The sequence below is a fragment of the Gardnerella sp. KA00718 genome (assembly GCF_049244285.1).
Taxonomy (GTDB): Bacteria; Actinomycetota; Actinomycetes; order Actinomycetales; family Bifidobacteriaceae; genus Bifidobacterium; species Bifidobacterium vaginale.
On record NZ_CP058370.1, the window covers coordinates 667,912 to 692,038 of the forward strand.

General features: G+C 35.8%; 28 protein-coding genes and 1 pseudogene. 24 read left to right on the top strand and 5 right to left on the bottom strand.

Annotated elements, in window-relative coordinates:
• The first annotated feature begins 217 nt into the window (after window positions 1-217).
• Entirely contained in the window at window positions 218-1,204 is a 987-nt protein-coding gene (locus HXT55_RS02625; protein WP_103013161.1) for a helix-turn-helix domain-containing protein, read from the top strand.
• A 918-nt stretch (window positions 1,205-2,122) separates the two neighbouring features.
• Complete coding sequence (locus HXT55_RS02630; protein ID WP_421792421.1) at window positions 2,123-2,767, top strand: helix-turn-helix domain-containing protein; 645 nt, start codon at window positions 2,123-2,125, stop codon at window positions 2,765-2,767.
• A 24-nt stretch (window positions 2,768-2,791) separates the two neighbouring features.
• On the opposite strand, the gene HXT55_RS02635 is transcribed toward HXT55_RS02630, so the two are convergent.
• Window positions 2,792-3,193 carry a DUF2178 domain-containing protein gene (locus HXT55_RS02635; RefSeq protein WP_421792423.1) on the bottom strand — a complete coding sequence of 134 codons (402 nt, stop codon included), beginning with the start codon at window positions 3,191-3,193 and terminating at the stop codon, window positions 2,792-2,794.
• Complete coding sequence (locus tag HXT55_RS02640; protein ID WP_019261341.1) at window positions 3,190-3,393, bottom strand: helix-turn-helix transcriptional regulator; 204 nt, start codon at window positions 3,391-3,393, stop codon at window positions 3,190-3,192. The genes HXT55_RS02635 and HXT55_RS02640 overlap by 4 nt, the downstream gene beginning before the upstream one ends.
• 192 nt (window positions 3,394-3,585) lie before the next feature.
• Between HXT55_RS02640 and HXT55_RS02645 the strand changes: the two genes are divergently transcribed.
• From HXT55_RS02645 to HXT55_RS02655, 3 genes and pseudogenes are all read left to right on the top strand, one after another.
• Entirely contained in the window at window positions 3,586-4,779 is a 1,194-nt protein-coding gene (locus tag HXT55_RS02645) for a hypothetical protein (protein ID WP_004114755.1), read from the top strand.
• Between the two features lie 22 nt (window positions 4,780-4,801).
• Window positions 4,802-4,885, top strand: a pseudogene (locus HXT55_RS02650) (toxin-antitoxin system protein); the annotation flags it as partial.
• Entirely contained in the window at window positions 4,872-5,027 is a 156-nt protein-coding gene (locus HXT55_RS02655; RefSeq protein WP_004114756.1) for a hypothetical protein, read from the top strand. The pseudogene HXT55_RS02650 and the gene HXT55_RS02655, both read left to right, overlap by 14 nt.
• Before the next feature lie 254 nt (window positions 5,028-5,281).
• On the opposite strand, the gene HXT55_RS02660 is transcribed toward HXT55_RS02655, so the two are convergent.
• The gene (locus tag HXT55_RS02660) at window positions 5,282-5,614 is read right to left on the bottom strand and encodes a type II toxin-antitoxin system RelE/ParE family toxin (protein WP_004113282.1); all 333 of its coding nucleotides are present in this window, start codon (window positions 5,612-5,614) and stop codon (window positions 5,282-5,284) included.
• Window positions 5,611-5,925 (bottom strand): type II toxin-antitoxin system RelB/DinJ family antitoxin, encoded by a 315-nt coding sequence (locus tag HXT55_RS02665; protein ID WP_004114757.1) that lies wholly within the window; start codon window positions 5,923-5,925, stop codon window positions 5,611-5,613. Before HXT55_RS02665 ends, HXT55_RS02660 begins: the two co-directional genes overlap by 4 nt.
• 360 nt (window positions 5,926-6,285) lie before the next feature.
• On the opposite strand from HXT55_RS02665, the gene HXT55_RS02670 reads away from it, so the two are divergent.
• Window positions 6,286-6,792, top strand: coding sequence for a GNAT family N-acetyltransferase (locus tag HXT55_RS02670; RefSeq protein ID WP_101888711.1), 507 nt, complete (start codon window positions 6,286-6,288; stop codon window positions 6,790-6,792).
• Between the two features lie 115 nt (window positions 6,793-6,907).
• Window positions 6,908-7,867, top strand: a complete 960-nt coding sequence (locus tag HXT55_RS02675; RefSeq protein WP_064623632.1) for a hypothetical protein — start codon at window positions 6,908-6,910, stop codon at window positions 7,865-7,867.
• A gap of 97 nt (window positions 7,868-7,964) precedes the next feature.
• On the opposite strand, the gene HXT55_RS02680 is transcribed toward HXT55_RS02675, so the two are convergent.
• Window positions 7,965-8,375, bottom strand: coding sequence for a hypothetical protein (locus HXT55_RS02680; protein WP_116437719.1), 411 nt, complete (start codon window positions 8,373-8,375; stop codon window positions 7,965-7,967).
• Between the two features lie 345 nt (window positions 8,376-8,720).
• On the opposite strand from HXT55_RS02680, the gene HXT55_RS02685 reads away from it, so the two are divergent.
• From HXT55_RS02685 to HXT55_RS02765, 17 genes are all read left to right on the top strand, one after another.
• Window positions 8,721-8,846, top strand: coding sequence for a hypothetical protein (locus HXT55_RS02685; RefSeq protein ID WP_275895718.1), 126 nt, complete (start codon window positions 8,721-8,723; stop codon window positions 8,844-8,846).
• A 24-nt stretch (window positions 8,847-8,870) separates the two neighbouring features.
• Window positions 8,871-10,013: a YcxB family protein gene (locus HXT55_RS02690; RefSeq protein WP_421792426.1), complete on the top strand. Its 1,143-nt coding sequence runs from the start codon at window positions 8,871-8,873 to the stop codon at window positions 10,011-10,013.
• Window positions 10,014-10,166: 153 nt separating this feature from the next.
• Window positions 10,167-10,307 (top strand): hypothetical protein, encoded by a 141-nt coding sequence (locus HXT55_RS02695; RefSeq protein ID WP_174143094.1) that lies wholly within the window; start codon window positions 10,167-10,169, stop codon window positions 10,305-10,307.
• A 247-nt stretch (window positions 10,308-10,554) separates the two neighbouring features.
• The gene (locus HXT55_RS02700) at window positions 10,555-10,989 is read left to right on the top strand and encodes a hypothetical protein (RefSeq protein ID WP_032834394.1); all 435 of its coding nucleotides are present in this window, start codon (window positions 10,555-10,557) and stop codon (window positions 10,987-10,989) included.
• A gap of 100 nt (window positions 10,990-11,089) precedes the next feature.
• The gene (locus tag HXT55_RS02705; RefSeq protein ID WP_421792429.1) at window positions 11,090-12,697 is read left to right on the top strand and encodes an ABC transporter ATP-binding protein; all 1,608 of its coding nucleotides are present in this window, start codon (window positions 11,090-11,092) and stop codon (window positions 12,695-12,697) included.
• Complete coding sequence (locus HXT55_RS02710) at window positions 12,688-13,959, top strand: ABC transporter permease (protein ID WP_421792431.1); 1,272 nt, start codon at window positions 12,688-12,690, stop codon at window positions 13,957-13,959. The genes HXT55_RS02705 and HXT55_RS02710 overlap by 10 nt, the downstream gene beginning before the upstream one ends.
• A gap of 168 nt (window positions 13,960-14,127) precedes the next feature.
• Complete coding sequence (locus HXT55_RS02715) at window positions 14,128-14,424, top strand: type II toxin-antitoxin system RelB/DinJ family antitoxin (RefSeq protein WP_421792791.1); 297 nt, start codon at window positions 14,128-14,130, stop codon at window positions 14,422-14,424.
• 357 nt (window positions 14,425-14,781) lie between these two features.
• Window positions 14,782-15,990 (top strand): ATP-binding protein, encoded by a 1,209-nt coding sequence (locus HXT55_RS02720; RefSeq protein ID WP_004114761.1) that lies wholly within the window; start codon window positions 14,782-14,784, stop codon window positions 15,988-15,990.
• A 338-nt stretch (window positions 15,991-16,328) separates the two neighbouring features.
• A complete protein-coding gene (locus tag HXT55_RS02725) occupies window positions 16,329-16,682 on the top strand; it encodes a DUF1016 N-terminal domain-containing protein (protein ID WP_004113264.1) in 354 nt (117 codons plus the stop codon).
• A 295-nt stretch (window positions 16,683-16,977) separates the two neighbouring features.
• Window positions 16,978-17,532, top strand: a complete 555-nt coding sequence (locus tag HXT55_RS02730; RefSeq protein ID WP_075038907.1) for a hypothetical protein — start codon at window positions 16,978-16,980, stop codon at window positions 17,530-17,532.
• A gap of 281 nt (window positions 17,533-17,813) precedes the next feature.
• Complete coding sequence (locus tag HXT55_RS02735) at window positions 17,814-18,020, top strand: hypothetical protein (RefSeq protein WP_064623652.1); 207 nt, start codon at window positions 17,814-17,816, stop codon at window positions 18,018-18,020.
• A 555-nt stretch (window positions 18,021-18,575) separates the two neighbouring features.
• A complete protein-coding gene (locus tag HXT55_RS02740; protein ID WP_004113258.1) occupies window positions 18,576-19,274 on the top strand; it encodes a Crp/Fnr family transcriptional regulator in 699 nt (232 codons plus the stop codon).
• Between the two features lie 591 nt (window positions 19,275-19,865).
• Window positions 19,866-20,477: an ECF transporter S component gene (locus tag HXT55_RS02745; protein ID WP_016820556.1), complete on the top strand. Its 612-nt coding sequence runs from the start codon at window positions 19,866-19,868 to the stop codon at window positions 20,475-20,477.
• Entirely contained in the window at window positions 20,470-21,207 is a 738-nt protein-coding gene (locus HXT55_RS02750) for an energy-coupling factor transporter transmembrane component T (RefSeq protein WP_075038906.1), read from the top strand. The genes HXT55_RS02745 and HXT55_RS02750 overlap by 8 nt, the downstream gene beginning before the upstream one ends.
• Window positions 21,207-22,046: an energy-coupling factor ABC transporter ATP-binding protein gene (locus HXT55_RS02755; RefSeq protein WP_004117513.1), complete on the top strand. Its 840-nt coding sequence runs from the start codon at window positions 21,207-21,209 to the stop codon at window positions 22,044-22,046. The genes HXT55_RS02750 and HXT55_RS02755 overlap by 1 nt, the downstream gene beginning before the upstream one ends.
• A 2-nt stretch (window positions 22,047-22,048) precedes the next feature.
• A complete protein-coding gene (locus tag HXT55_RS02760; protein WP_004114772.1) occupies window positions 22,049-22,843 on the top strand; it encodes an energy-coupling factor ABC transporter ATP-binding protein in 795 nt (264 codons plus the stop codon).
• Entirely contained in the window at window positions 22,843-23,775 is a 933-nt protein-coding gene (locus HXT55_RS02765) for a nucleoside hydrolase (protein ID WP_014554495.1), read from the top strand. Before HXT55_RS02760 ends, HXT55_RS02765 begins: the two co-directional genes overlap by 1 nt.
• Window positions 23,776-24,127: the final 352 nt, after the last annotated feature.

The window sequence follows — 24,127 nt, forward strand, 5'->3', positions numbered from 1 at the left end:
TCTGTAACGGATGCGCTTGCTTGCGTTAGTGAAGATGATTGGAAAATGCGGTGCGAACATGAGAGAAAACAAATTGGCGGTCGGTTGCGCTCATTTGTCGGCAGAAATTGCGCTTTCAACGGAAATTGCCAATCGCACTTGCTACTACGCAACTGCTGTTTCAGCTATAATTTCACCACGATCATGATGAATTCTAGTTTGAAATGGAGATGTTTTTATGATTTTAGCAGATAAAATATTGGAACTGCGTAAACAAAACGGTTGGTCGCAGGAAGAATTGGCGGACAAATTGGGCGTCAGTCGCCAAGCTGTTTCCAAATGGGAAGGCGCACAAAGTATCCCGGATATGGAACGGATAATTGCATTGAGCCGTTTGTTTGGTGTTAGTACAGATCTTCTTGTAAAAGATGAAATTGATGTTATGGGGAAGAACGTCAACGCAAATGAAAATGCCTGCCAGGAAGAAGCCGGCGTCCGCATGCGTGTAATTGAGCTGGAAGAAGCCTCCGCTTATATTGCTCACAGAATATCATTTGCCGCCTATGTTGCTCTAGGCGTTCTTCTTTGTATTCTGGCGGCAATCCCGTTGATCGGCAGTAATCTTTTGCTTTCTACCACAGTAAATGCGCAAGTCGGTAAAACTATTGGCTTAGCATTCAGCGTTGCTATTATTGCCGTAGCTGTAGCTATTTTTATTATTCAGAGTTTCCACGAAAAGCGTTATCAATATTTGGAAAAAGAGGACTTTGAAACAGCTTACGGAGTTGACAGTGTGCTCAAAGAACGCTTGGAACGGTTCATGCCGTCGTATGTGCTGCGGACGGTCAGCGGTGTCGTTTTATGTATGGTTGCCTTTATTTTTCTTATAATTTCGGATATAGTGCCGGAATTTTATCAACTTTCATCCGACTTTTTTGTAGTTATCGCTATTGCCCTAGTGGCAGCAGCTGTTTATTTATTTGTACAGGCGAATATTATCCGCTCGTCCTATTACCGTTTGCTGCAACCGAAGAAAAAGATTGTCTATCCTGCAAAGATTAGGTTATTGCTCCAAGCTTACTGGCTTATAATTGTCTGCATTTATTTAGTCTACAGTTTCATCACGTCCGATTGGGGAAAAAGTTGGATTGTTTGGCCGTTGTCCGCATTGACTTACGGAGTAATAGAAGTAGTGCTCAAAGCGTGGAGGCTCGGAAAGAAATAAGTGACTTTCAGCGTCGATTTTGTGGCGAATAACAGGTGCTATCCGAACGAAATATGGTATGCTTGCGCTTAATATTACCCCCAAGGGTGAAAGTATGATTAAAAATGTCGCACATATAGGCTTTACCGTCGGGGTGCGGACATTTTTTTAGATAGCCACACCCAGCTTACTTCTGTTCTCGATAAGACTTATTCCTCCAAGTTATCAAGTTGCTTATTTGATGGCTAGCGAAGATGCTCGTAGTAGGGAATTTGGCGTTTATTGATTGGTTAAGGATAATTATCCCAAATTCGTTTTATCGATGGACACAATGAATTTTTCGCAAGAAGGGATTATATACAAATATTTACCGGATTTTCTATTGGAAGAGAATGCGTAAGGTACTTGATTTTGCTCTTATGTAGATTATGTTTTGCGATGGCTATTATTAAAGGGTTTAATAAGCAAGAGCAAGCGCGATGTTTCATTGTTTTCCTTGCGAATTGGCGGGTTTTCATTCCGACGATTGTCTGGATTTTGTTCCGATGTTTGGCGGGATATTAGTGCGACGATTGGCTTTGTTTAGAAATGTGGTTGTAGGACTAAATGTTAAAAGGTTTAGCGTGCGGTGGATTTAAGCTTACTTCTCGAGATTCTAGATGTGATTTTGCTATTCTGCTGTCGAGTGTTTGTGTGCTCTAGTTGCTTATGTTTTAGGGAACAAATCGGTGTAAAAATTGTAAAAAAGTTCCCTACATTATTTGATTTCTTATTCTGTTACAGTTGGTAACTATAGTGTTTCACCTTGTTTCTTTTTCCGTTGTAAATTATTTGTTAGTTTGTAATTAGGCGGTATATAAATCAAATGTTTCAATACTATTTTGGTTTCCGTCAAGTAATTTCATGATGTGTAATAAGTGATTTGAAAGGAGTTGTGTCATGAGTAGTGTTATATCTTTGGGGGAAAAAATTAGAAAGGCTCGTCTGGAAGCTGGGTTGACGCAGGAGGAGCTTTCGGAATTATTGATGGTATCTCGTGCTGCTGTAGCAAAATGGGAAACGAATCGGGGTTTGCCAGATATCGAGAATCTGAAATTTATTGCATCTGCTCTAAGCGTGAGTGTTGATTATCTTTTGGATGAGAACAATAGTGTTGATTTTTCTATTACTAAGAAGCCTATTAATCTCAATAAATATGGTTTCGACGGTAGGTTGAGCAGTTTTAAGAAGTCGAAAGTTAAAGAGCAGATTGTCCTAGATGAATATCCTGACTCAGAAATCAATATGCTAACTGTTGTTAAGACTTATAACAGTTCATCTGAGAAAATGGTGGATAATTTTGTTGGATGGTTTTCTACTCTCCTTGGAGGATTGCCATTGTTTGGCATATATGATTTCAGTAAAGCTGTTGCCACTCTTGGGGCTGATCAGTATTATTTGGTGGATAAAAAAGATAAGCAGTATTTCGTGCTTATAACTGATGAGTATATTATTAGCAGAATTATGGGAGTGGCGTTTAATAGTAAAAAGTTCCGTATTGGAGATAAGGAATTTATGAAAGTTGGTAAGCTTCGTAATAATTAGTAAATGAGCTGGTCAGGTCTGATTTTAATATTTTTTCTCATAATATTTGTTGATAAAAAACATGATTAATGGAGAAAAGGCAATCGAAATAGCTAAAAGAGCAGCTGGCAAATATGCTTTTGTGATAAATGCAATTATGGCAATTATTCCCATTAGGTGCATTAGTATGAATGCTATTGTTGCATTTACTTTATCTTTGATTTTCTCGTTTCTTTCATCGTTCACGTTTATTTTGTAGTTGTGGTCTTTTTTCATCATCTTATAGTGCATGATTTTTACGTGTGAAAGTGAGATAGTTGCAACAAAAACAACTGACAGTGCAATTTCTACGGATTCGTTCAGTTTAAGAGTCAGTGCAAGAATTAGTCCGCAAACTCCTATTACATATCCTATGTACCAAAAATTCTGTGTTTTTTGTTTTTTCATTTTTTATCTTCCTCGTAGATAAATATTTCTTCGATTGTTAAATCAAAGTACTTGGCAATTTTGTATGCCAATATGATTGACGGGTTGTATCTTCCATTTTCCAAAGAACCGATTGTCTGTCTTGATACTTCAAGTGCGTCTGCAAGTTCTTCTTGTGTTATGCCTTTTTCTTTTCTAATTTGTTCAAGTCTATTTTTCACATTACATTCTCCTTTCTAATGGAAAGCTAGCTTTACATATAAGATAATCGTTTCGAAAGTAAATGTCAAGTTTGCTTTCCATTGGATTTAATTTCGATAATATTGTTTGCAAAGTTTCATAGTATTCAAGAGAGTAAGAAAAAATAGAAGTATAATTTTCTTTCAGATACTATTTCAGATAGTATTGTTCTTATGGGTAACAGTAGTGAGCTTTCGGCAAGTAACAGTGAAAATGCGTTAGTAGATTTTACTGAAAAACTTCTTGTGGATGTTAAAGATTTTACTAAGAACAACAATAAAGTATTAAGTGTTCCCGTATCTGAATTATTGAATTTTGGATCTGGTTTATCGTCATTAATTCCTGCATGTAATACGGTTACTCAAACAATAACAATTCCTACGGATGGTCTTTATAAGATTGCTAATAAAGCTGCAGGTGATACTCTAAAATACGCAAAAAATGGGAATCTATGGGGATCTTTAAGAAAAGCTGACGGTGGTTCTAGAATGATGCAGATTTCAAAGATGGAGTCTTTGCAAGGTTCTATGAAAACAGCACTTCCGTTTAATCCTGCTCTTTTAATGATGGCTGTGGCTATTTATTCTATTGAAAAAGATATGAAAAAGATTAAAGAGACGCAGGAAAAGATACTTACCTTTATGGAAGTTGAGAATGAGTCACAGATTGAGGCAGATGTTGAGTCATTGATGGGGATTGCTTCTACTTATAAGTGCAGTTGGGATAATGAAATTTCTGTTACGAATAATCATAAGCTTGTTATCGATATTAAGAATCGTGCTAGAAAGAACATTATTGCTTATCAGAAAAAGATTACTGATATTCTTCTGTTAAAGAAGTTTATTGTGTCTAAAAGTAACGTAAATTCGACGTTGTCTGATTTAGGGAAAAAGTTTAAGTATTACAGATTGTCGTTGTATATTTTCTCTCTATCATCTTTGATGGAAATAATGTTAAGTGGTAATTTTTCGGAAGAGTACATTAGTAATGCAGAAAATGAGATAAAGAAATTGTCTGATGACTACTGTGAGAAATTTGAAAAAAGCTCTTTATATTTAGAAAAACTTGGTAATTCGGAAGTGGAAGTCAACGTTGTGAAAGCTATAGGTACTGCTGGTACTGCTGTTGGTAAGCTAATTGGTGGTATTCCTTTAGTTAAAGATGGTTCTGTTGATGAGTTTTTACAAGATAAAGGAAACGGATTACATGAAAATGCTAATGCAATGGGAGCAAAAGCAGTAAAGGAGTTTGCTGTTTTGCGTGATCCGGAAACAAAAGTGTTTGTTGAAAAAATGGAGGATATAACTCAAATTTACAATCGTACTTCGCAAATATGTGTTGATAAAGAAAAAATATATTTGTTGTAAGTCATATATTGTTTCATGTTGTGAGAAAACGTTTAACGCGTTGATGGATAAAGGCTATGATCAGGCGGCTCAAAGTGATAGTTATCCGATAGATGATGTTTTTTAAGAGCTTGAACGATGATTGGCAACCGTGGGGTAATCTTGGTTTTAGAAAAATACGCGTAAAAAATTATTACATTTACTTTTTGGTTGATGAGAATAGAAAAGAAATTCAAATACTCGCGGTTATTTACGTTAGAAGTTACTAGGCTAGGCAACTGGAACAATTGTAATGTAAACGTGTTATTAAGCAGGTCTTAAACCTTTTTGCAATATTTTTCTATCGTTAAAAAGTGCACCCACTATACATAGTGTGCACTTGAAAAGAGTGTAGCCATACTAGGAGTTCTCTAAATCCACGTTGAGACTATAGTATTGATGTCAAAGGCTGATTAGGTGAGTGTGTTTTATAACGTTCGAAATTACGCTACTTCGTTCGTTACTTTTCTAATACAAACGCGCATTAGTTGTTTGTGTCGTTAACAATACTTTCTATATTTCTGCCTGAGTAGAATATGCGAATAACTGTTACAGTCATTTGGTTTTCGTCTACTTGGTAGAAAACAGTGTAGTTGTCGACTGGAACTCTGCGTATTCCTTTAGAACACCAAGGTTCCCAATTAATAAGCGTATATCGCATAGGCATAGTCTCAAGAGAACGTATAGCATGCTTAATGCGGTTGACTTGTTTTTCCGCCGTTTTTGGAACTTGTAATGTGAAGCGAATATACTCGTATAATTCGCTGAGATCAAGGAACGCTTGCGGAGAATAAATGACGCTATAGGTTGTGCTCATACGCCGTATTTCTTAGCGAAGAATTGGTCTACTTCATCTGCACTATATTGTTTGCCAGTTGAAATAGAGTCGATGCCTTTTTGTAATTCTGCATCCAGTTCGGCTCGAGTTAAATTACCTAAAGTAAGCGGTTCTTCTTGCTTATTAGTTGGCAATCGGAGTTCAAAAGGCATACCTTTTTGTAAAACAATCTGGCTGTAAAGCATTTGGATTGCTGAAGATGGTGTTATTCCAAGTTGGTTCAATATGTTTTCGGCGTTTTCTTTAAGATTTGTATCGATTCTTGCATATACAGCGTTCGTGTTTGTCATTGTGTTGGCTTCCTTTCTGACCTTATTTTACAAAATTCTTGCAAGCATATGCAAGCGAATGAAAGCAAAAGTTTAATCACTATTCAGATTATAGCTTTCCGTTGTTGTATCTTCGGATTCAAACTCAAGATATTAAGCCAATTTTAAACCTTTTAACGATTACCTTTTTCTATCGTAAAAAGTGCACCCAATATCCATAGTGTGCACTTGAAAAATTAAAAAATTTTTCTTTAATAAAGCTTGTATGTGTGGTTTTTTTTTTAATAGTAATACTATTAAAACTAAACAGACTATTATGGATTCTAATTTTAATAGAATTGCATTCTTATTAGAGTTGCATATTAAGAATAAGGAGAACTTATGAAATTAATTAGACCAGATAGTAAATATATCCAAGGTTATATAGAAGCAAATGAAGAAGATGAAATTTTTAGGCCGAATGCAGAGAGACGTTTTAGAAATTATGAGACAATTATAGAGAGTTCTTATAATATTGAACATGGTATAAATTTGCCTGAAAATTATGTTAAAGCTACTACGTTTTGGCTGATAGATAATGAAAAATTTATTGGTGAAATTAATATTAGGCATGAATTAAATTCTTTTTTAATTAACTATGGTGGTCACATAGGGTACGAGATTAGACAGTCTGAATGTATGAAGGGCTATGGAACAAAAATGCTTTCTATGGCACTTACATATTGTAAAGAGACTTTGAATCTACATAAAATTCTGATTACGTGTGATGATGACAATATTGGATCCATACGAGTTATAGAAAATAATGGTGGAATTTTAGAAAACAAAGTGAAAAATAGCTTATCAAGAGGAAACGTTACAACAAGAAGGTATTGGATTAATATATAGGAAAAATATTAAATTTTATCTGTACTGACCACTCAATCGTGGCTTAGGACAATTTTTAGACATTTTGTATAATCAAAGCACGATATTCCGTGATTGCTTTTTCTAGGAGAAGATGATGAGTGAGACGAATGTAAGGCCAGTGCTTTTCAAGCATGCTTTTTGGGGTCATGTGATTACAGAAACTGTTGCTAGCGTTTGCACGCTTATTATTTCGCTGCTTGTACAGCAGTTCGTAGGGCACCGCGTACTAGGTTGGGAAACTGTGGTCATACTCGCGTTGAGTGTTGTGGTGTTTTCGCTGCTAAGTACAGCGTATTTGCAGTGGGATAGGCATCGTAGACCAGATGACGGGTCTGGTGATTTGCTTATTGGAATCATCGATTTTGTGCTCAGGCTGCTGGTGACCTCTGGTATTGCTTCATTGATTGTTTCCGATATCACGTTGCTAAGCATTATTATTGGTGCAGCGGTTACTAGTGTGTTGCTGTTTGTTTTTGAAAAGCCTTGGCAGCCATGTATGACGGATGCGCAATTACAGGAAGCTTCAAAGAAATCGGTTGAGCTTGGCGTTCAAATGCTTGAAGAAGAGCGCGTAAAGCGCGCCGAGGCGAGAAATATGATTGCATTACAGCATGCGAGCGCAGGTAAAACAGGCACTCCTAGAGATGTGTCTTTAACATTTTCCTCGTTAATCGTTGCGAATATGCTGATGGAAGCAGTATATGCTGTTGTCACATTTTTGCTTGCATTGATGCTGCAATGGTGGATGCTGGGTAGTATCGCTGGCTGGCGAACGCTACTCGTCATATTCTTGGGCAATATGCTATTTTCTTGCGCGGCGGCTGCGATTATGGTTCTGATGGGCGCATTGAAGGATGATCAACCGAAATGCCTAACAAAAAGTTGGCCTTTCTTAGTTATTGTTGTACTGCTTCGACTGCTGATTTTTGGTGTTCTCGCTTGGCTTCTTACACCGAGTTTGGTATGGGTGAGCGTAGTTGTTGGCATTGTGCTTACCAATATTGTTCTCGTTATCAAGTGGCATCCACGGAGAAGAACCGCAGTAGCCGCATAAGATTTTATAAGACTGTTTTCTTCTCTTTTGAGCAAAAGACTCTACGTACGTCGAGACTATAGTATTGATGTTAAGGGCAGATTAGGTGGGTGCAATTTTAGGCTTTGTGTTTTTGTTTTCTTCTGCGTAAAAACTCTTTAACAATGATTGGAATTATAGTTGGGATACATTCAAGAGTAATAAAAAATGTAATGTACGTGCAAGTCCAGCTATTACCCAATTGCCGAGGAGACTCTTGTAATATCAATAAATCAATAGCAGGGGCGATGAGCGCAATAACGATGGTTTTACAAACTCCTAAGTTTTCGAGTGTTTTTTGATTGACGATGATTGAGTAAAGTACAAGTCTTGTTAAACCAAATACGTGAGCTATAACAATTAATAAAAAGGGTGAGTCATAAACAATTTCCCAACTGAGTGATTTAAGAGAGTTAATAATAAGACCTAAAAGAGGGAGTAATAATGAAAAAAGGAATAATCGTATAGCTTGATACATAGATTTCTTCATACAAACCTCCTTAAATTTATATAGCCAAGTGGATGACTACTGTCGTAGACGGACTATTTTTCACTCATTTTACGTTAATTTATCTTACTTGGAAAGTTGGGATAATCATATCCGATTAAAATCCAGCGGCCATGGGAAGACGTGGTTTAAGGAGCTTGGGTAAATACTGTACCGTTTTCATGAAGGCAGTGTAGGCGTGATAAGCGAGATTTTGTTTGCTTTTATGAGCATGACATAAAGTTAAGAGAAATTTTGACGATTTGATGTGTCATAAGTATCGGTTTGTACATAAGTAACGTCTTTAATATATTTAATATTGCGTATCGAATATGCTTGCTTATATGGATGAGAAAACGTTGTGTTGATGAGAGTAGAAAAGAAGTTGAAATACTCGCGATTATTTACGCTAGAAGAGAACAGGCTAAGCGACTGGAACAATTAGAACAATTGCAAATCGTAAGCGCAATATAGTAAACAGAATATAGGGATAGAAAAATGTCAGATTCATCGATGAAAGAGAAGGAAAAGCAGGAACATACTCCCACAGATGAGAAAAATCCACTATATTGTGAATCACATGAGCAAATATGTGAGAACCTTAACAGTGCAAATAAGGAATTGTCCAAGTATAAGGTTTTACAACTGAGTGCGGAAATCTTTTCCATCTTAATGATTATTGGAACTGTTTTTATGGCGTCCAATAAGCTACAGCTTTTTGGATGGATCACCTATTGTTTTGCAATTCTTCTTCTTGTTGTAGTGTCTCTTATTTGGGTTATTTGTGTTATTGGGCAGCGCAATATACATAGTCGTTTTAGGAGTGCAAATGTAGAGCGTAACAAATCTTTTCTTAGCTATGATAATCAACAGGGGAAGGGTAGACTCTCACTGGTTCTTTGTTGCTTTTTTGTGTTAAGTGGTATTCTAACTGCATTTTTTGAAATAACTGCGTTGCATCTTCCAAATCGGTGGCTTTTGCAGACTTGGGTATATGTTATATGCGCGGCAATGCCAGTTGTTTGGATGATTACGATTGCTCTTGAATTTGTTTTCTATAATCTCTATCTTATTTCGCGTATACGGAAAATAGGTATAAGAATTGTACTTCGTTATCTATCTGTTCTACTTTGCGTATTGATTATCTTAGGTCTTGGATTTTTTGACGTTTTATTTATTGTTGGAAGATATTCTGTGAAACAAAATGATAATGGTACATACACAGAGCACGTGGATGATATGTATGCTCCTTTTGAGTATTATCTTTATCGGTCTGAAGGTCCGTTTTTCCTTAAGTATCTTCGACCAATGACAGATGAGCGTGATTTAGAATCAAAGAAGGAAAGAAATGCAGCGCTTAAGATATTTGATAAGTATTTTGCGGCGAAAGGCTTTGCGTTCAAGGAGAACTATACCGCCAAGGGGGATATGTACTTTGTTCTGAGTGAAAGCCGTTCGGACATTACTTATCTGCAGTATAACAGGGACTCTCAGGATGGAAAATGTGGTCTTTATATTCTGTTTAAGGCTTCAAAATCTTCAAATGGAAGCTGGTCGTCGAGTGATGCTCATATGCAGAACACTTATACTTATGAATATAGCACTGGGCTAATTGCAAAGAGCAGTAGGGCATATTGGTAGTAGGGTTGATTGGTAGTAGGCAGAATCGTTGGATGCCAGAATCGAAGAGTGTCTGAAGATTGCCAGATAGTAGAATCCATAGTTGTGTGCGCTAGTTGCTTATGTTTTAGGTAACAAATCAGTGTAAAAATTGTAGAAAGTTCCCTGCATTATTTGATTTCTCATGGTAATGGCTTGTTGGTTATTCAAGAAAATAGGGTTCCTGAGTTTAAGAAGTTGTTTGTTGAATATTATGAAGGTGAAGATTTGCAGGTAATTGCTTCGTTTATGAGGGAATATTGTTGGAAGCATTAAACGAGCATGATGATATTGATCCTTCTGGTTCTTCTGTTTCGTGAACCTTGCTGTTTATGAAAATTATAGTTTGATAGTGAACGAAGAGATTAGCGTTGATAATCTAGACAAATTAATACAAAAAAGTAATATCTTTATTAAGATTATTACAGTAATCAGAGCGAATGGTAGATCTTGTTTACTTAATAGTCTGTTTTATAATCATTTGATACAGAGTCGTGTTAACGAAAAGGAGACTAGTAGTGTTATGAGAAGTAAAACTATTTTTGGTAAAACCATTTTTCAAAGTTGTCTTGTTGTGCTTCTGCTGCTAGGTACTATCTTTTCTCTTGCTGGATGTGCTGATGATGATGAGAAGGCGGAGCTTGCGTCGTATCATTGGGAAACGGTGGCGGTGTCTCGGGAAGAGTTTCGTATACCAGAAAACTATATGAATAAGGATGAGTTGTATCTCTTTGTGTCGCGCGATATTCTTGATTCTCACTATGATTTGTCTAAAGTCACTCTTGGAGATAAGCGTATTAAGTTAGTTGACTCATCGTTCAATTTACCTGGTCCAGGACTTAAATCTTTATTTTTAGTTGGGAAATTTGATTTAAAAGACAAGCCAGGCTCTGATGTTCTTAAAGTACCAGGGCTTAATAAAGCAGGTAATGTTGCTGTAGGTTATAAGAAGAAATAGTGATATTTTGCACTTGATTTGAATCGTTTCCCTGATGATGAATTAGTTAATGAAACTTGTAGATTAGAGGGTTTGGAATGAATATGTATGTTGGAGGTATATGTTAAATAGGGTTGTATCTCGTTATGATTCGTTCGTTGCGAAGCATCAACGTACAAAAGGTGCTTTAGTATATTTTATAGTTCTTATGCCGCAGGTGTTATCAATTTTTATTACTGGTTTGATACAGCTTGCTGGAATGTTGCTGCTTATTTATACGATGGGATCGTTGCATTCTGCTTCGACGCTGCTTGAAGGGTTTGTTGCGTTTAAGTTGGCGTTATCTTTCTTCTTACAAGCATCTGGTTTTATTGCTAAAGATCGTTGTGAAATGCTTCTTATCGCTTTGTTTCGTCAGCTTACTTTCCATCGTTTTGTGCGTTTATCTGTTCAGAATAATGATGATGAAACATTGCAGTCTTCGGCATTAACATATCCAAATCAGATAAGTCAGATAGCTTATGGTGTTGATTTTGTGTTATCAATATTGCAGTTTATTATTCTTTTTGCTATCTGTGTTGTTCAATATCACGAGAATAGTATTGTAGCGGTTTTACTATTAGTTCTATTATGCGTTGGTAATTTGTTCCTTATACGTTGGATTGGCGTATTGTGGAAGAACTATGTGGATTTAGAAGGTAAACGTCGTAATCTTCTCAGTAAAATTATTGATAAACTTCCTCACGCTTCAAGAGTGTATCGTTATAATGTTGGTATTACAGCGATTGAAGATGCACGTAAAGCAGAAGAAAGAGTGCTTTATAAGCGCATATTTCCTCAATTATTGAGTAATATTGTCGAGCAAGGTGGGTTGACATTACTGCTTGCTGGTGTTGTTCTTGTTCATGTAACTATTTTTCCAAATGCGTTGTTTAATGTTGGAATTCTTTTTGCGATTAAATATTTGTATGGCGCCATGCAGAATAATATTGTGAATTATCGCGTGATTCGGCTTGCTCTTCCAATGGACAAGGATTTAGTGCAATTAGAGCAAAATGCTATGAATAATACTCTCGCGGATGCTACTAATATTTCTGATTCTGTTGTGTTTGATAATAAGTTCGCTCTTTTGTCTAAAGAAGCTGGATCGGCGTTGAATGCGTATGATTCCATTGTTAGCAGTAGTAAAATATTGGTGCCTTGTAATCCTATTATGTCGCAGGGGCTTATTGAAGCTTGGTTTGATATTGCGAGCGATGATACTCGTCGGAAGTACGAAAACTTCTTGCGTTTATTTAATGTGTCACGTGAGGTTGCGGATAGGTTTTTGCATAATCCTGAAACGTTATCTGTTGGTGAGTGTCAACGCGTGGTGCTGGCTATGGCGTTTGCTCAAGACGTGGAATATTTGGTGCTTGATGACGTGTTTTCTGTGTTAAATCCAGAGCTTCGAGAAACAGTTTCACAAGCTATGCTAAGTTCTCAAGTTCATCATATTGTTTTATTTGCACGTAATCCAGAGTATATTCCTTGCGTGTTTTATGGTAACAACTCTAAGCAAGTCACGCATAGTGTGGTTGAAGAAAATCATTTGCAGAATACTTGTAGTGTAAAACTATGCAAGCGGATTGTGTGGAATCGAAAATTCCTACAGGTGCAGAATCACGTGGTAAGTTCATTAGAACTGTGCGCGAATTATTCTCCGCTAGTATTGTTTGTTTGCCGATAGCAACAGTACTCATAGTTCTTGCTGAGTTAATGTTTGTAGAGAATATTGCTACGAACACCAACTTAAATATGCTTCAGTCTTCTGCATTGTTTGCAAGCTTGCTTATTGTAGTTGGTATTATTGCTCTTAATTTTCCTGTATATGCTGTGCCAATTGTGAGACTTACAAAACTGCATAATCGTTTGATTATGCGTTTGCATAAGTATTCAAATATTGATAATAAAGGTGATGTTTTAGGTAGACTTGGGGATGATTTTTCTGACTTACAGATGAGTATTCCTAGTGCTATTGCACACGTTATTTTTATTATTGTTCAAACAGTAATAGTTCTTGCTATGACAATTGCTGCAGTACCGCAGTACGTATACATAATGATTATTATGGTGCCGTTATCTTGTCTAATATGGTATGCCGGTTCTCGATTACTTAATACGGCTGCGGATAAACAAGCACAATATCGCGATAAGTTCTTAGGAGCATTATCGTCGTTATTATCAACGCGAAGCTTACCGCAAGGTACTATTTTTGATAGTTCGCGCAAGTATCATTATGCTTCGTCAGAAAATAAGTATTGGCAGCGTATGCGTCGTTTTATCAATATTTACACAGTGAGAAATTGCATGATGCAAAGTCTTTCTTTAGTGTTGGAATTTTCAATACTTTATATGCTTACAGTATCATCAATGAATTTTGCTTCTGCTAGTGCTGTGTTGTATTTTGTGGTAATGCTGTCGTCAAGCTTGGAAAATGTGATTGAAACTTTGCAAGATTCAGGAGTTTTAACCCAGACTGCTCAGCGAGTTTTCAGTTTGGAAAATTATGAGCGTAAGCAGCAAGCGTATAAGAGGAATGAATTAGCATACCAGAATCTTAGTAAAACTATTGCTGATAGTGATATTTCTTCAGTTGCTATTATTGGCGCTAGTGGTGCTGGTAAATCAGTATTGTTGCGAGATTGGTTTGATCATAACAATACTCAGAATTGTATGCTGATTGAAGATTACTTATTTGATGATAACGGTGCTATTGTTGCTCCAGATTTCACGTCGCTCACAAAGTGTATTGGTTCTCAGCAGCGAACTGTTGTTATGTTGGATGAGACGTTCAAAAGTGTAACTGATGCTTATGGTTGTAGTGAACGTGAAATAATTGTGCGAGCTATTAGATGTGCTAAAACGAGGAATAACAAGCTTGTAGTTGTGTTGCACGCGCAAACTAATTGTGATGTATTTGATAAAGTGATTAATTTTGATGAATATTAAGAATCCAAAAGTACTGTGAGTTGCGTTCGTTGAGACGTTACTGATGGTGGATTGTTGGGCTTGAATTCATATCGTAATTGCATACTGTATACGTTTGTGAAGCAACAAGTGGAATGTGTTGCAATATGCGATACAGTATTTATGGTGTGTGTATGGCGATTGGTTGATATGGCAGTTACTAAAACAGCGAATATGAATGTGAGAATACAGGAAAATATTAAGCAGCAGGCGGAGCAGATTCTGGAAACGATTGGAGTTCCTAGGGCTACGGCTATTGACATGTTTTATCGTCAAATCATTCTTAATAAGGGTATTCCGTTTTCGCTTACTATTCCAAAGTCTCTTCCAGCACAAGATGATATGGATGAGAAAACGTTTAACGCGTTGATGGCTAAAGGTTATGATCAGGCGGTTCAAGGTGATAGTTGTCCGATAGATGATGTTTTTGAGGAGCTTGAACGCTGATTGGCAGCCGTGGGGTAAGCTTGGTTTTAGAAAATTAAACTTTTTAACGATAGCTTTTCCTATCGTTAAAAAGTGCACCTAATATCCATAGTGTGCACTTGAAAAAAGTGTAGCTATACTCGTAAGTTTCCTAAATCTCACGTTTAGAACATTTGCTTGATGTCAAAGGTTGTGTATTAAAAGCATACGAATTGCAGACGTTTGAATAAAGATGTTTTATTTTTTTTTTTTAATTATAAAGCCCAAAAGTGAATTTTTAATTTGTTTCGATTATAATAGAAACAACTATAAAAAACAATAAATTTATCGACTATAATCGAAATTGTAAGCAAAGCTGTAATCGAAAGGTGTGAGGATATGTCATATATATTACGTAAAAAATATCTTAATAAGATCAAACCTTTTATTGACAAGCCTATTGTGAAGGTGATTACAGGTATGAGACGAGTGGGAAAGTCCACTTTGTTAAAAATGATTCAATCTGAATTGCTTGTAGACGTTCCTCAAAGTCATATTATTTATATCAATTTAGAATCAGCTCAATACTTATCTGTGAAAAATGATTTTGATCTGCAGAAATTAATTACAGAACGTAGTCAACAAATCGAAGGTAAAATATATTTTTTCTTTGATGAAATTCAATTAGTTTCTCACTGGGAACGTGTTATAAATGCGCTTAGAGTTGATTATGATTGCGATATTTATTTGACTGGTTCTAACTCAAAATTATTGTCCGGCGAGCTTGCCACCTTGCTTGCGGGGCGTTACGTAAGTTTTGAGGTGCTTCCTTTTACTTTTAGCGAATTCGTGAATTTGTATCAAAGTTTGAATTTAAGCATACAGGAATTATTTCAGCTATATATCAAAATTGGTGGTATGCCTCCTCTTCATTATTTTAATGGGGAAGAGGAACCGAGCTTTAGATATTTAAACGACATTTATAATACCGTTGTTGTTAAGGATATACTTGAATACAATTCGATCCGAGATGTTGACGTATTTAATCGCATTTTACTTTTTTGTTTAGATAATATTGGACAAAGTTTTTCGGCTAATAGTTTACGTAAATATTTTGTTAGCGAAAATCGTAAAGTTTCAGTTGATACCATTTTGAATTACTTGAATTTTTGCCAAGCGGCGTATCTTCTGAAAAAAGTTCCACGCTATGACAGTGTTGGAAAAAAGTTATTGACGGTTGAGGAAAAATACTATATAACAGATCATGGTTTTAGACAAGCAGTAGGCTTCTCAAACGTTGCGTCAATTGAACGTATTCTAGAAAATATTGTCTATATTGAGCTTTTGTCTCGTGGTTTTCAGGTTCAAGTTGGTCGTATTAATAATCAAGAAATCGATTTCATTGCTACTAGACAAGGTGAAACTGAGTATTATCAAGTCTCTTATTTGATGGCTAGCGAAGAGACTCGTAGCCGGGAATTTGGTGTTTATCGATTGGTTAAGGATAATTATCCTAAATTCGTTTTATCTATGGATACAATGAATTTTTCGCAAGAAGGTATTATACACAAATATTTACCAGATTTTCTACTGGAAGATAATGCGTAATCTGCTTGATTTTGCTCTCATGTAGATTATGTTTCGCGATGGCTATTATTAAAAGGTTTAGTCTGCAAGCGTAAGCGCGATGTTTCATTGTTTTCCTTGCGAATTGGCGGATTTTTATTCCGACGTTTGGCGGGATATTAGTACGACGATTGGCTTTGGTTAAAAATGTGGTTGTAGGGACTAAATGTTAAAAGGTTTAGCGTGCTGTGGCTTTAAGCTTACTTCTTGAGATTTTAGATACGATTTTGCTATTTTATCAGTTATAACTTATAAATTATCGATTTTATCATTAAATTTCACTTATAAGCGATGAGTGCTGTGATAAGGATGATGAAAAAGTGTCAACGTTGTTGACACAATTGAGCTGGTCGAATCATTTGAAAATAATATCTGGATCTAAGAGTAAAGAAGAAAGAGAATTCTACATTAACTTAGCTATTAACGAGAATCTAACTCACCGAGAGTTGGTAAGGCAGATGGACAGTGGCTATTATGAGCGTTATATGCTTTCAAATAGTAATAATTTGCCTGCTATACAAAGGGTAAAACAAGAGACGCATAATTTGTTTATGGACAGTTATGTTTTAGAATTTATCCATGCTCCCGAGCTTGGTAATGAAAGAGAATTTCAGAAGTCAATTCTAGAGAATTTGAAGCATTTGGGATTTGTTAATAAATGGCAAACCTTTTAACGTTGCTCGCTTCTATCGTTAAAGCGTGTACTCATTTTGCCACACATTTGTTTATGTATGGAAATAAAATCCTGTAGATTATCGGATGATTTTTAGCTACAATTATTTTGTAAACTGAATATATGTATTCTTTGTCCATAATTTACATCCCGTCAGTTTTATTAAACTCAAAGATGACTTGTACTACGAGATGAATGAATATTGGGCAGATGATAGCGAATAACAGAGTGAAGATTGAACATGAGAATCGTAGTTGCAATTAGGTAGAGATTAAGTTGTAGAGGAGGTATAAATAATGAAGTATATCAAGCATTATGCTTTTTTGACTATGGTAGTTTGTCTTATACCACTTATTTCAGGTTGTAAGAATCAGAATAGTTTTAGCAATAATAATAGAGAAGTAAAAACAGAAAATCAAAAGTCTGCAAGAAATGAAGGAAATTCAGAAAATAATGAAGATGTTGACTGGAAAGAGATAAGTAAAAATGGTGTTGATGAAACTTTGCTTATAAAAAACATAGATAAAAAGGTTCTTACGTATGTGGCTAAACAATTACAAAATCTATGCGATGAGATTGGTGAAAAGGGGCGCAAAGATAAATTCTATTGGCTGACAGGACAATGGTATAACGATGTAATGTATTCTAAACAATATATTAGTGTCATATTATTAGGTAAAAAAGCAATGAAACCATTGTTCCTAATAATATATAAAAGCAAAGAGGCTGGAATGTATGAATGGGTTTGTAGTAAAGTTTTAGATGAAATATCTGGGTTTGATTTCTCCTGGAGCAATTCTAAAGAATTTTTAAAGGCATTTACCGATAAGATTATTGAACAAAAAAATTAACAACTCTCTGTTTCTAATTGTCTTGGAGTATAAACCAAAAATATTAATCATCCTAGCTTTACGCACTTTTGGATCTATAACCCACATATCAATTGGTAATGTCAAACAAATTCGCGCATAGTTTATGTATATTTACTGATTAGTGTTATAGGAGTACACTATGAAATGTATAGCGAACGCAAATAGTGTGGTTCACGGTAGAACTTCGTCAGTGCGCAAAATAAGGGATATGTGCCATTTTACGTGAATTAACGACTATTGCGTATCACGAGGTGAGGGATATGAAGAAAAATATGAAGCATCGTGTGTTGGCAGTGTCTAGTGCTGTTTTGTGTGTTGTAGCTATGACCTTGAGTGTTACTGTTCTGCCTGCGATAGCTTATGCCAACGTAACGAAGAATCCATTGTTTGCTGCTGTTTTGGCTGCTGCTTGTGTAACACTTTTCGCTGGTAAGCGTCGTGGTGTTTCGCGTCATTGCAACAAGTAGTAGCATGTTAAGACTGGACTTTTAGTCTGGTTTTGCTTGTGACTGATTGCCTCACTTCGTGATATTTTTCGCGGAGTGAGGCTTTCTGATATTAATAGGGTTGGGATTGTATTAATACGGTTGGGATTCTGGTTGCATGTATGGTAACGATTGTCATACTAGGATTAACATAGCGTATAATTATGTGATTAAATGCATCAAAACATATATAATAATGTGATACACGCTAAAAGATAACGTAGACTATGGCAGAATAATCGTGCAATCACGAACGCAAAATTTTGAGTGTTAGTCAAGTTTTCTTCAACAATAAGCGCCTGCAAAAACAATGTATCGCGTAATGTCTGCAAGTTAATTAACAAAGGCAAAAGGATAATAAATAAAGTAAGATTTAGTATGCGGATTTGATAGCATGATGTGCACATAGATCATTTCATACTTGGAATCTTGATTGTTAAAACATTTGCAATAAAGATAATCTGTTCTTAATTGTTGGTGGAAACTATGGTGAGTAAGATAACAAAATAATAGAGGAATTAGCCGCAGGTGATAAGTATGATTCTGGAAAAGTTATGGGATAAATATAGATCAGACGGAGATTTTAATTTGCATGCATTGCCAGAGTCTATAATAAAAAAAGGCGTGTTAGTAGAATATGAAAAGAACAGTATTCTTGTATCTAGGGGCGAGAGACCATATTACATATATTTCATACAGTATGGCATAGTTGCTGGAATACGCGAGTATATGAATGGAAGTACATACAGTTATTTTCAGTTAAACAGTACTAACGGGAGTATTGGTCTATTGGAGATTCTTGCGGGGAGAGATAGTTATATTGCAACGCTTAGTACAGTAACTAAAGTGAAGGCATTACGGATAGATGCAGCGTTGGTATATAAGACAATCATGGAAGACAAAGAATTACTTAAGAAATGCATTAATCTTCTGTCAGACGATTTATATAAACGTTCGGGAAATGATGGGATTATGTACTACATGTCTGGATTGGATCGAGTGAGATTCTTTTTGATTACATATTACGAAAGTCATCAGAATATGAAGAATGCAAGTGGTGAGTTACTGATAGAAGCGGAATATAAGGACATTGCAAATGGGATCGGAATGAGTATTAGGACAGTTGGGCGCAATTTACAGAAATTGAAAGAGACTGGTGAACTAAAAAATGTACAGAAAAAAATCATTATTAGCAAACATCAATATAAAGAACTACAAACAAATATTTATTCATAATCACTAAAACAATTTATTCATAATTGGTATGACAGCAGGGATTTTGTAATGAAATTCCTGCTGTTTTTGTATAAATTGTTGTTAATTTTATGAAAGGACATATGACCTTTAGAAGGAAATAGAAAGTATATACAATAAATGAAAAATAAGCGACATGAACAAGGAGGTTAAAATGTGAGCAATGCAAGATAAAAGGACTTGTTTTTGGTTCTATAAATATTGATTATGTGTATCAGATGGATCATTATGCAAGGCCTGTAGATATACTCACTGGGATTCTTGTTGTATCATTGCGATAGCGAAGGTGCGAATCTTGCAATTGTGCTGGGTTTTAGTGTAGTTGCATCAATGTGTGTAAAAGCTGTAAAGAAGCACTGACAATGTAGTTTTATGTGCTAAGCATTTTCACCACATCAGTGGGATGTAGGCTTACAGGATATTTTTCTCGGAAATCATGAAGAATGAAGAATAAATTGTGTAAGCGTTGAAAATTTGAATCATGGGAATTTTCCATAAATGTATTCAGGCGGGAAACATAAGAGTCCATTTAGGAATATAACGAACTATATAAACGGGCAGAAAGGAAAAGAAGTGAAAAGAGGACTAAAATATGATTTTTCATTGATAGCACTTGTATTGATACCCGTGGGCGTATCCATTAACGTAGTAGGCTATCAGATGTCTCAAATATTGAAACTTCCGATTTTTATTGACCAAATTGGAACAATTCTGGTATCCATGCTCATGGGTCCATGGGTTGGAATGGTAACAGGATTACTTGGAAATGCAGTAAACGGAATGATTTATCCTACAGCTTTTGGCTATGCAATAGTATCAATGCTGATTGGACTTGTATCTGGATTCCTTTCCAGATGGAAATTCTATAGTAATATTCTTGGGATTGTATTCGGTTGTGTTCTTCTAAATGTAGTGTCATCTGTATCTGCTGCTGTAGTCACGGTGTTCATGTTTGGTGGAGTTACTGGAGCTGGAACAGATCTTCTTACAGCTGCATTCGTTGCATCAGGACAGGCTCTTTGGAATTCTGTATTAACAACAAATGTAATCTCAGGAACAATTAATACAATTGTAAACTTTGCGGTTGCATGGATTGTTGTGCGAAGAATTCCAGACCGCTTTTTAGTCAAATTAAACTATGGACTTCAATATATTAAAAAGAAAGGGGCAAAAATCAATGGATAGCAGAATTGGTAAATTATACCCAACCACAAAATTTATGATTACACTTTTGGTCGTGATTATTAGTATTTTTACACCAGGATATGCATTACAGTACGCATTGCTCCCTGTATTTTTGATTATTAGTCTTATGGCGGGAACAACGAAACAGTTCTTAAGTGCATTTTTTAAATCTATTTTTATTATTATTTTGTTCATATTTGTTATGCAAGTATTTGTTGTTGCTAATGATGATCAGACACCAATCTGGGGATTTATTCACTTTTCTCAGATAGGACTTGCAACAAGTTTGTCTATGACATCGAAAATTGCAGCAATAGCTTCTGCGATAATGATATTTTTTGAAACAACGAAAGTAAAAGATATCACTTATTCTCTGGAACATGCAGGTACTCCAAGAAAAGTAACATTTCTTATCTCTTCAACAATCCAATTGATTCCGCAGATGTCAATTATTTCAAAAACAATCACAGATGCGCAGAAATCAAGAGGAATTGAAACAGAAGGTGGATTGATAACAAGGATGAAAGCATTTATCCCAATGCTTGGTCCTCTGGTACTTTCGTCAATTCAGCAGACAGAAGAACGTGTACTTGCTCTAGAATCGCGAGCATTTTCAGCAAAAGGCAAGAAAACTTCCGTTTACGTTCTTAATAAAACAGCATTAGACATTGTGCTGGAAGTATTAAGCGTGATTTTGTTTATCGGATATGTCGTATGGAGGTTGATGTAATGGCAGAGATTGTTTTAAAAAATGTAAGTTACCGATATCCTTTGGAAGAAAAGCAAGTGGTTCGTAATTTTACGTACTGTTTCGAGCAGGGTAAAGTGTACGGGCTTATAGGGGAAAATGAATCCGGAAAAACAACGTTATGTAACATTATCCGCGGTTTTATTCCTGAATTATATAGAGGAAAATTAGAAGGAGAAATTTTAATCAATGGTCGTAAAATTGATACTTATGGTTCGGGTGAACTCGCTTCTATAGTAGGTTATTCTTTTCAGAATCCATTTGTGCAGATTTCAGGTGTAAAAGACAACGTATATGAAGAAATTGCATATGGTATGGAAAATATCGGAATCCCAAGGGAGCGGATGATAGAGAGAGTAGATGAACTGGTAAAAATTTTCCATCTGGAAGAATTGGTGGATAAAAATCCATATGAATTATCAGGTGGACAGAAGCAAAGAGTTGCTCTGGCGTCCATGATTGCATTAGATCCAGAAGTTGTTATCATGGATGAACCAACTTCACAGCTCGATCCGAAGAGTACGGAAGATATATTTGAAATCGTAAATATTTTAAAAAAACAGGGCAAAACTATCATTTTGATTGAGCATAAGATTGATCTTATAGCAGAGTACTGTGATTCTATCCTTTTGATGCATAATGGAGAGCTTGTGATGCATGGAGAGTCGAAAGATGTTTTGACAGATCCAAAAGTATTAGAGTATGGCGGTCAGCTCCCTCAGATTGTGCTTTATTTTCTGAAAAAGGGAAGTGTAAAAGGGAATGAAATTCCGCTTACGGTCAAAAAAGCAGTTGAAAAGATTATGAAGGAGGTACAGTGACAATGGCATATTTAGAACTTAAAAATGTATCATTCCAATATTCAAATGGGTATACGGCAGTTGAAAACGTCAGTATGAAGTTTGAAAAGGGAGAAAAAGTAGCAATTATTGGACAGAATGGCGCTGGCAAGACAACAACAGTAAAATTAATGAATGGATTATTGCGCCCAACAAAAGGCGAAGTTCTGGTAAATGGTACAAGCACAGTGAATCGTACAGCAGCGCAAATTGCTAAAAATGTGGGTTATGTATTTCAAAATCCAGATGATCAGATTTTCCAGGATAGTATCTACAAAGAAATTGCTTTTGGATTATCAAAAAGAGGAATAGCAAAGGAAGATGTTAATAAAAGAGTAGAAGAGGCTGCAAAGCTTTGTGGAGTAGAGAATGTATTGGAAGAACATCCGTACAATCTATCGTATTCAAAGCGAAAATTTATTACGATTGCTGCAATTGTAGCCATGGATACTGATGTTGTGATTTTGGATGAGCCAACAGCGGGGCAGGACAGGGGTTCTACAGAAAGACTTGGCGAAATCATAAATTGGCTTATCTCAAAGAATAAAATTGTTATAACCATCACGCATGATATGGAATTTGTAGTGAAGGAATTCAATAGAGTTATTGTAATGGCAAACAAACAGAAAAGAAGGGATGTAAGTCCAAAAGAGATTTTCTGGGATGAGGAATTGTTAAAATCTAGTAATCTAAAACAGCCATATATCTGTCAGTTCGCTAATCTTCTTGGATACAAGAGTGTATTAACAATAGACGATATGATTGGGGTGGCAAAATAATGAGACAAATATGGATTGATTGTGATCCTGGGCACGATGATGCCATGGCAATTCTTACAGCTATCGCGAATCCTGAAAAATTAAAGATTTTGGGAATTTCTACAGTTGGAGGAAATCAGACAATAGAAAAAGTTACAACAAATGCAAAAAATATTTTGGAATTTGTGCATTCGGATATTCCTCTCGCGAAAGGACAGGATAAGCCCCTGGTGAAGCCATTAAATACAGCGCCAGAGGCACATGGTGACAGTGGGATGGATGGATCGTATTTTAATGGAACTGATTATCCTGTTGTATCAGAAAATGCAGTAGAATATATGTACCATAAAATTATGGAGTCCAAAGAGAAAACCACGCTAGTTGCGCTTGCGCCGTTGACAAATCTTGCGCTTCTTTTAAAAGTACATCCTGAAGTGAAAGAAAAAATAGAGTGCATCAGCATGATGGGCGGTGGCATTAGCCATGGAAACTGCACGGAGTTGGCAGAATTTAATATATACGTGGATCCAGAAGCTGCTCATATAGTATTTCATTCAGGAATATCGGTTATCATGGCGGGTCTTGACGTCACAGAGAATGCTGCGATTACTCTGAATGAGATTAAAACGTTAAAAGATAAAGGGAAAGTCAGTCATCTAGCTTATGAACTTTTGAGTTTTTATAACGAAAGTGGTAAGCAGTTTGGATTTGTAGACAGTCCTATTCATGATCTTTGTGCTGTGGAATATCTAATTAAACCAGATATTTTTTCAGGGAAAAATTATTATGTAGATATTGTTACTGATAATGGGATTTCAAGAGGACAGACATTGGCTGATCTGAGGAAAGTTCCGAAGCACAAAGATAATGTGTTTGTGCTCAAACAGGTAGACAGGAAAAAATTTGTAGAGACTCTAGTTGAAGGATTGGAAAAGTTAGATAAAGAAGTGTAAAGATGATGTAATGCATATTGCTGAAATATAGAAGTTATATAGCAATGGACCAAATAAAGATATAGACTTAGCGTCTCATATCGGCTTTACCTTTGCATTCTGCTTCATAACTACTTGAATTGGATGTTGCGTTGCGCTCGCAAACTAATTGTGATGTATTTGATAAGGTGATTGATTTTGATGAATATTAAAAATTGCAAAGTAAGATGCTTCAATAGAGCATAAATGTTATTTTCTATGTGTTAATGTGATAATTGTTACTCAGCAATAGCTCTTTTAGAGTTTTAAGCGTGCTTATATTTGAGTTTTTGACGTAATGCTCGTATAATTTTCCACGTAAAGCACATTTAAG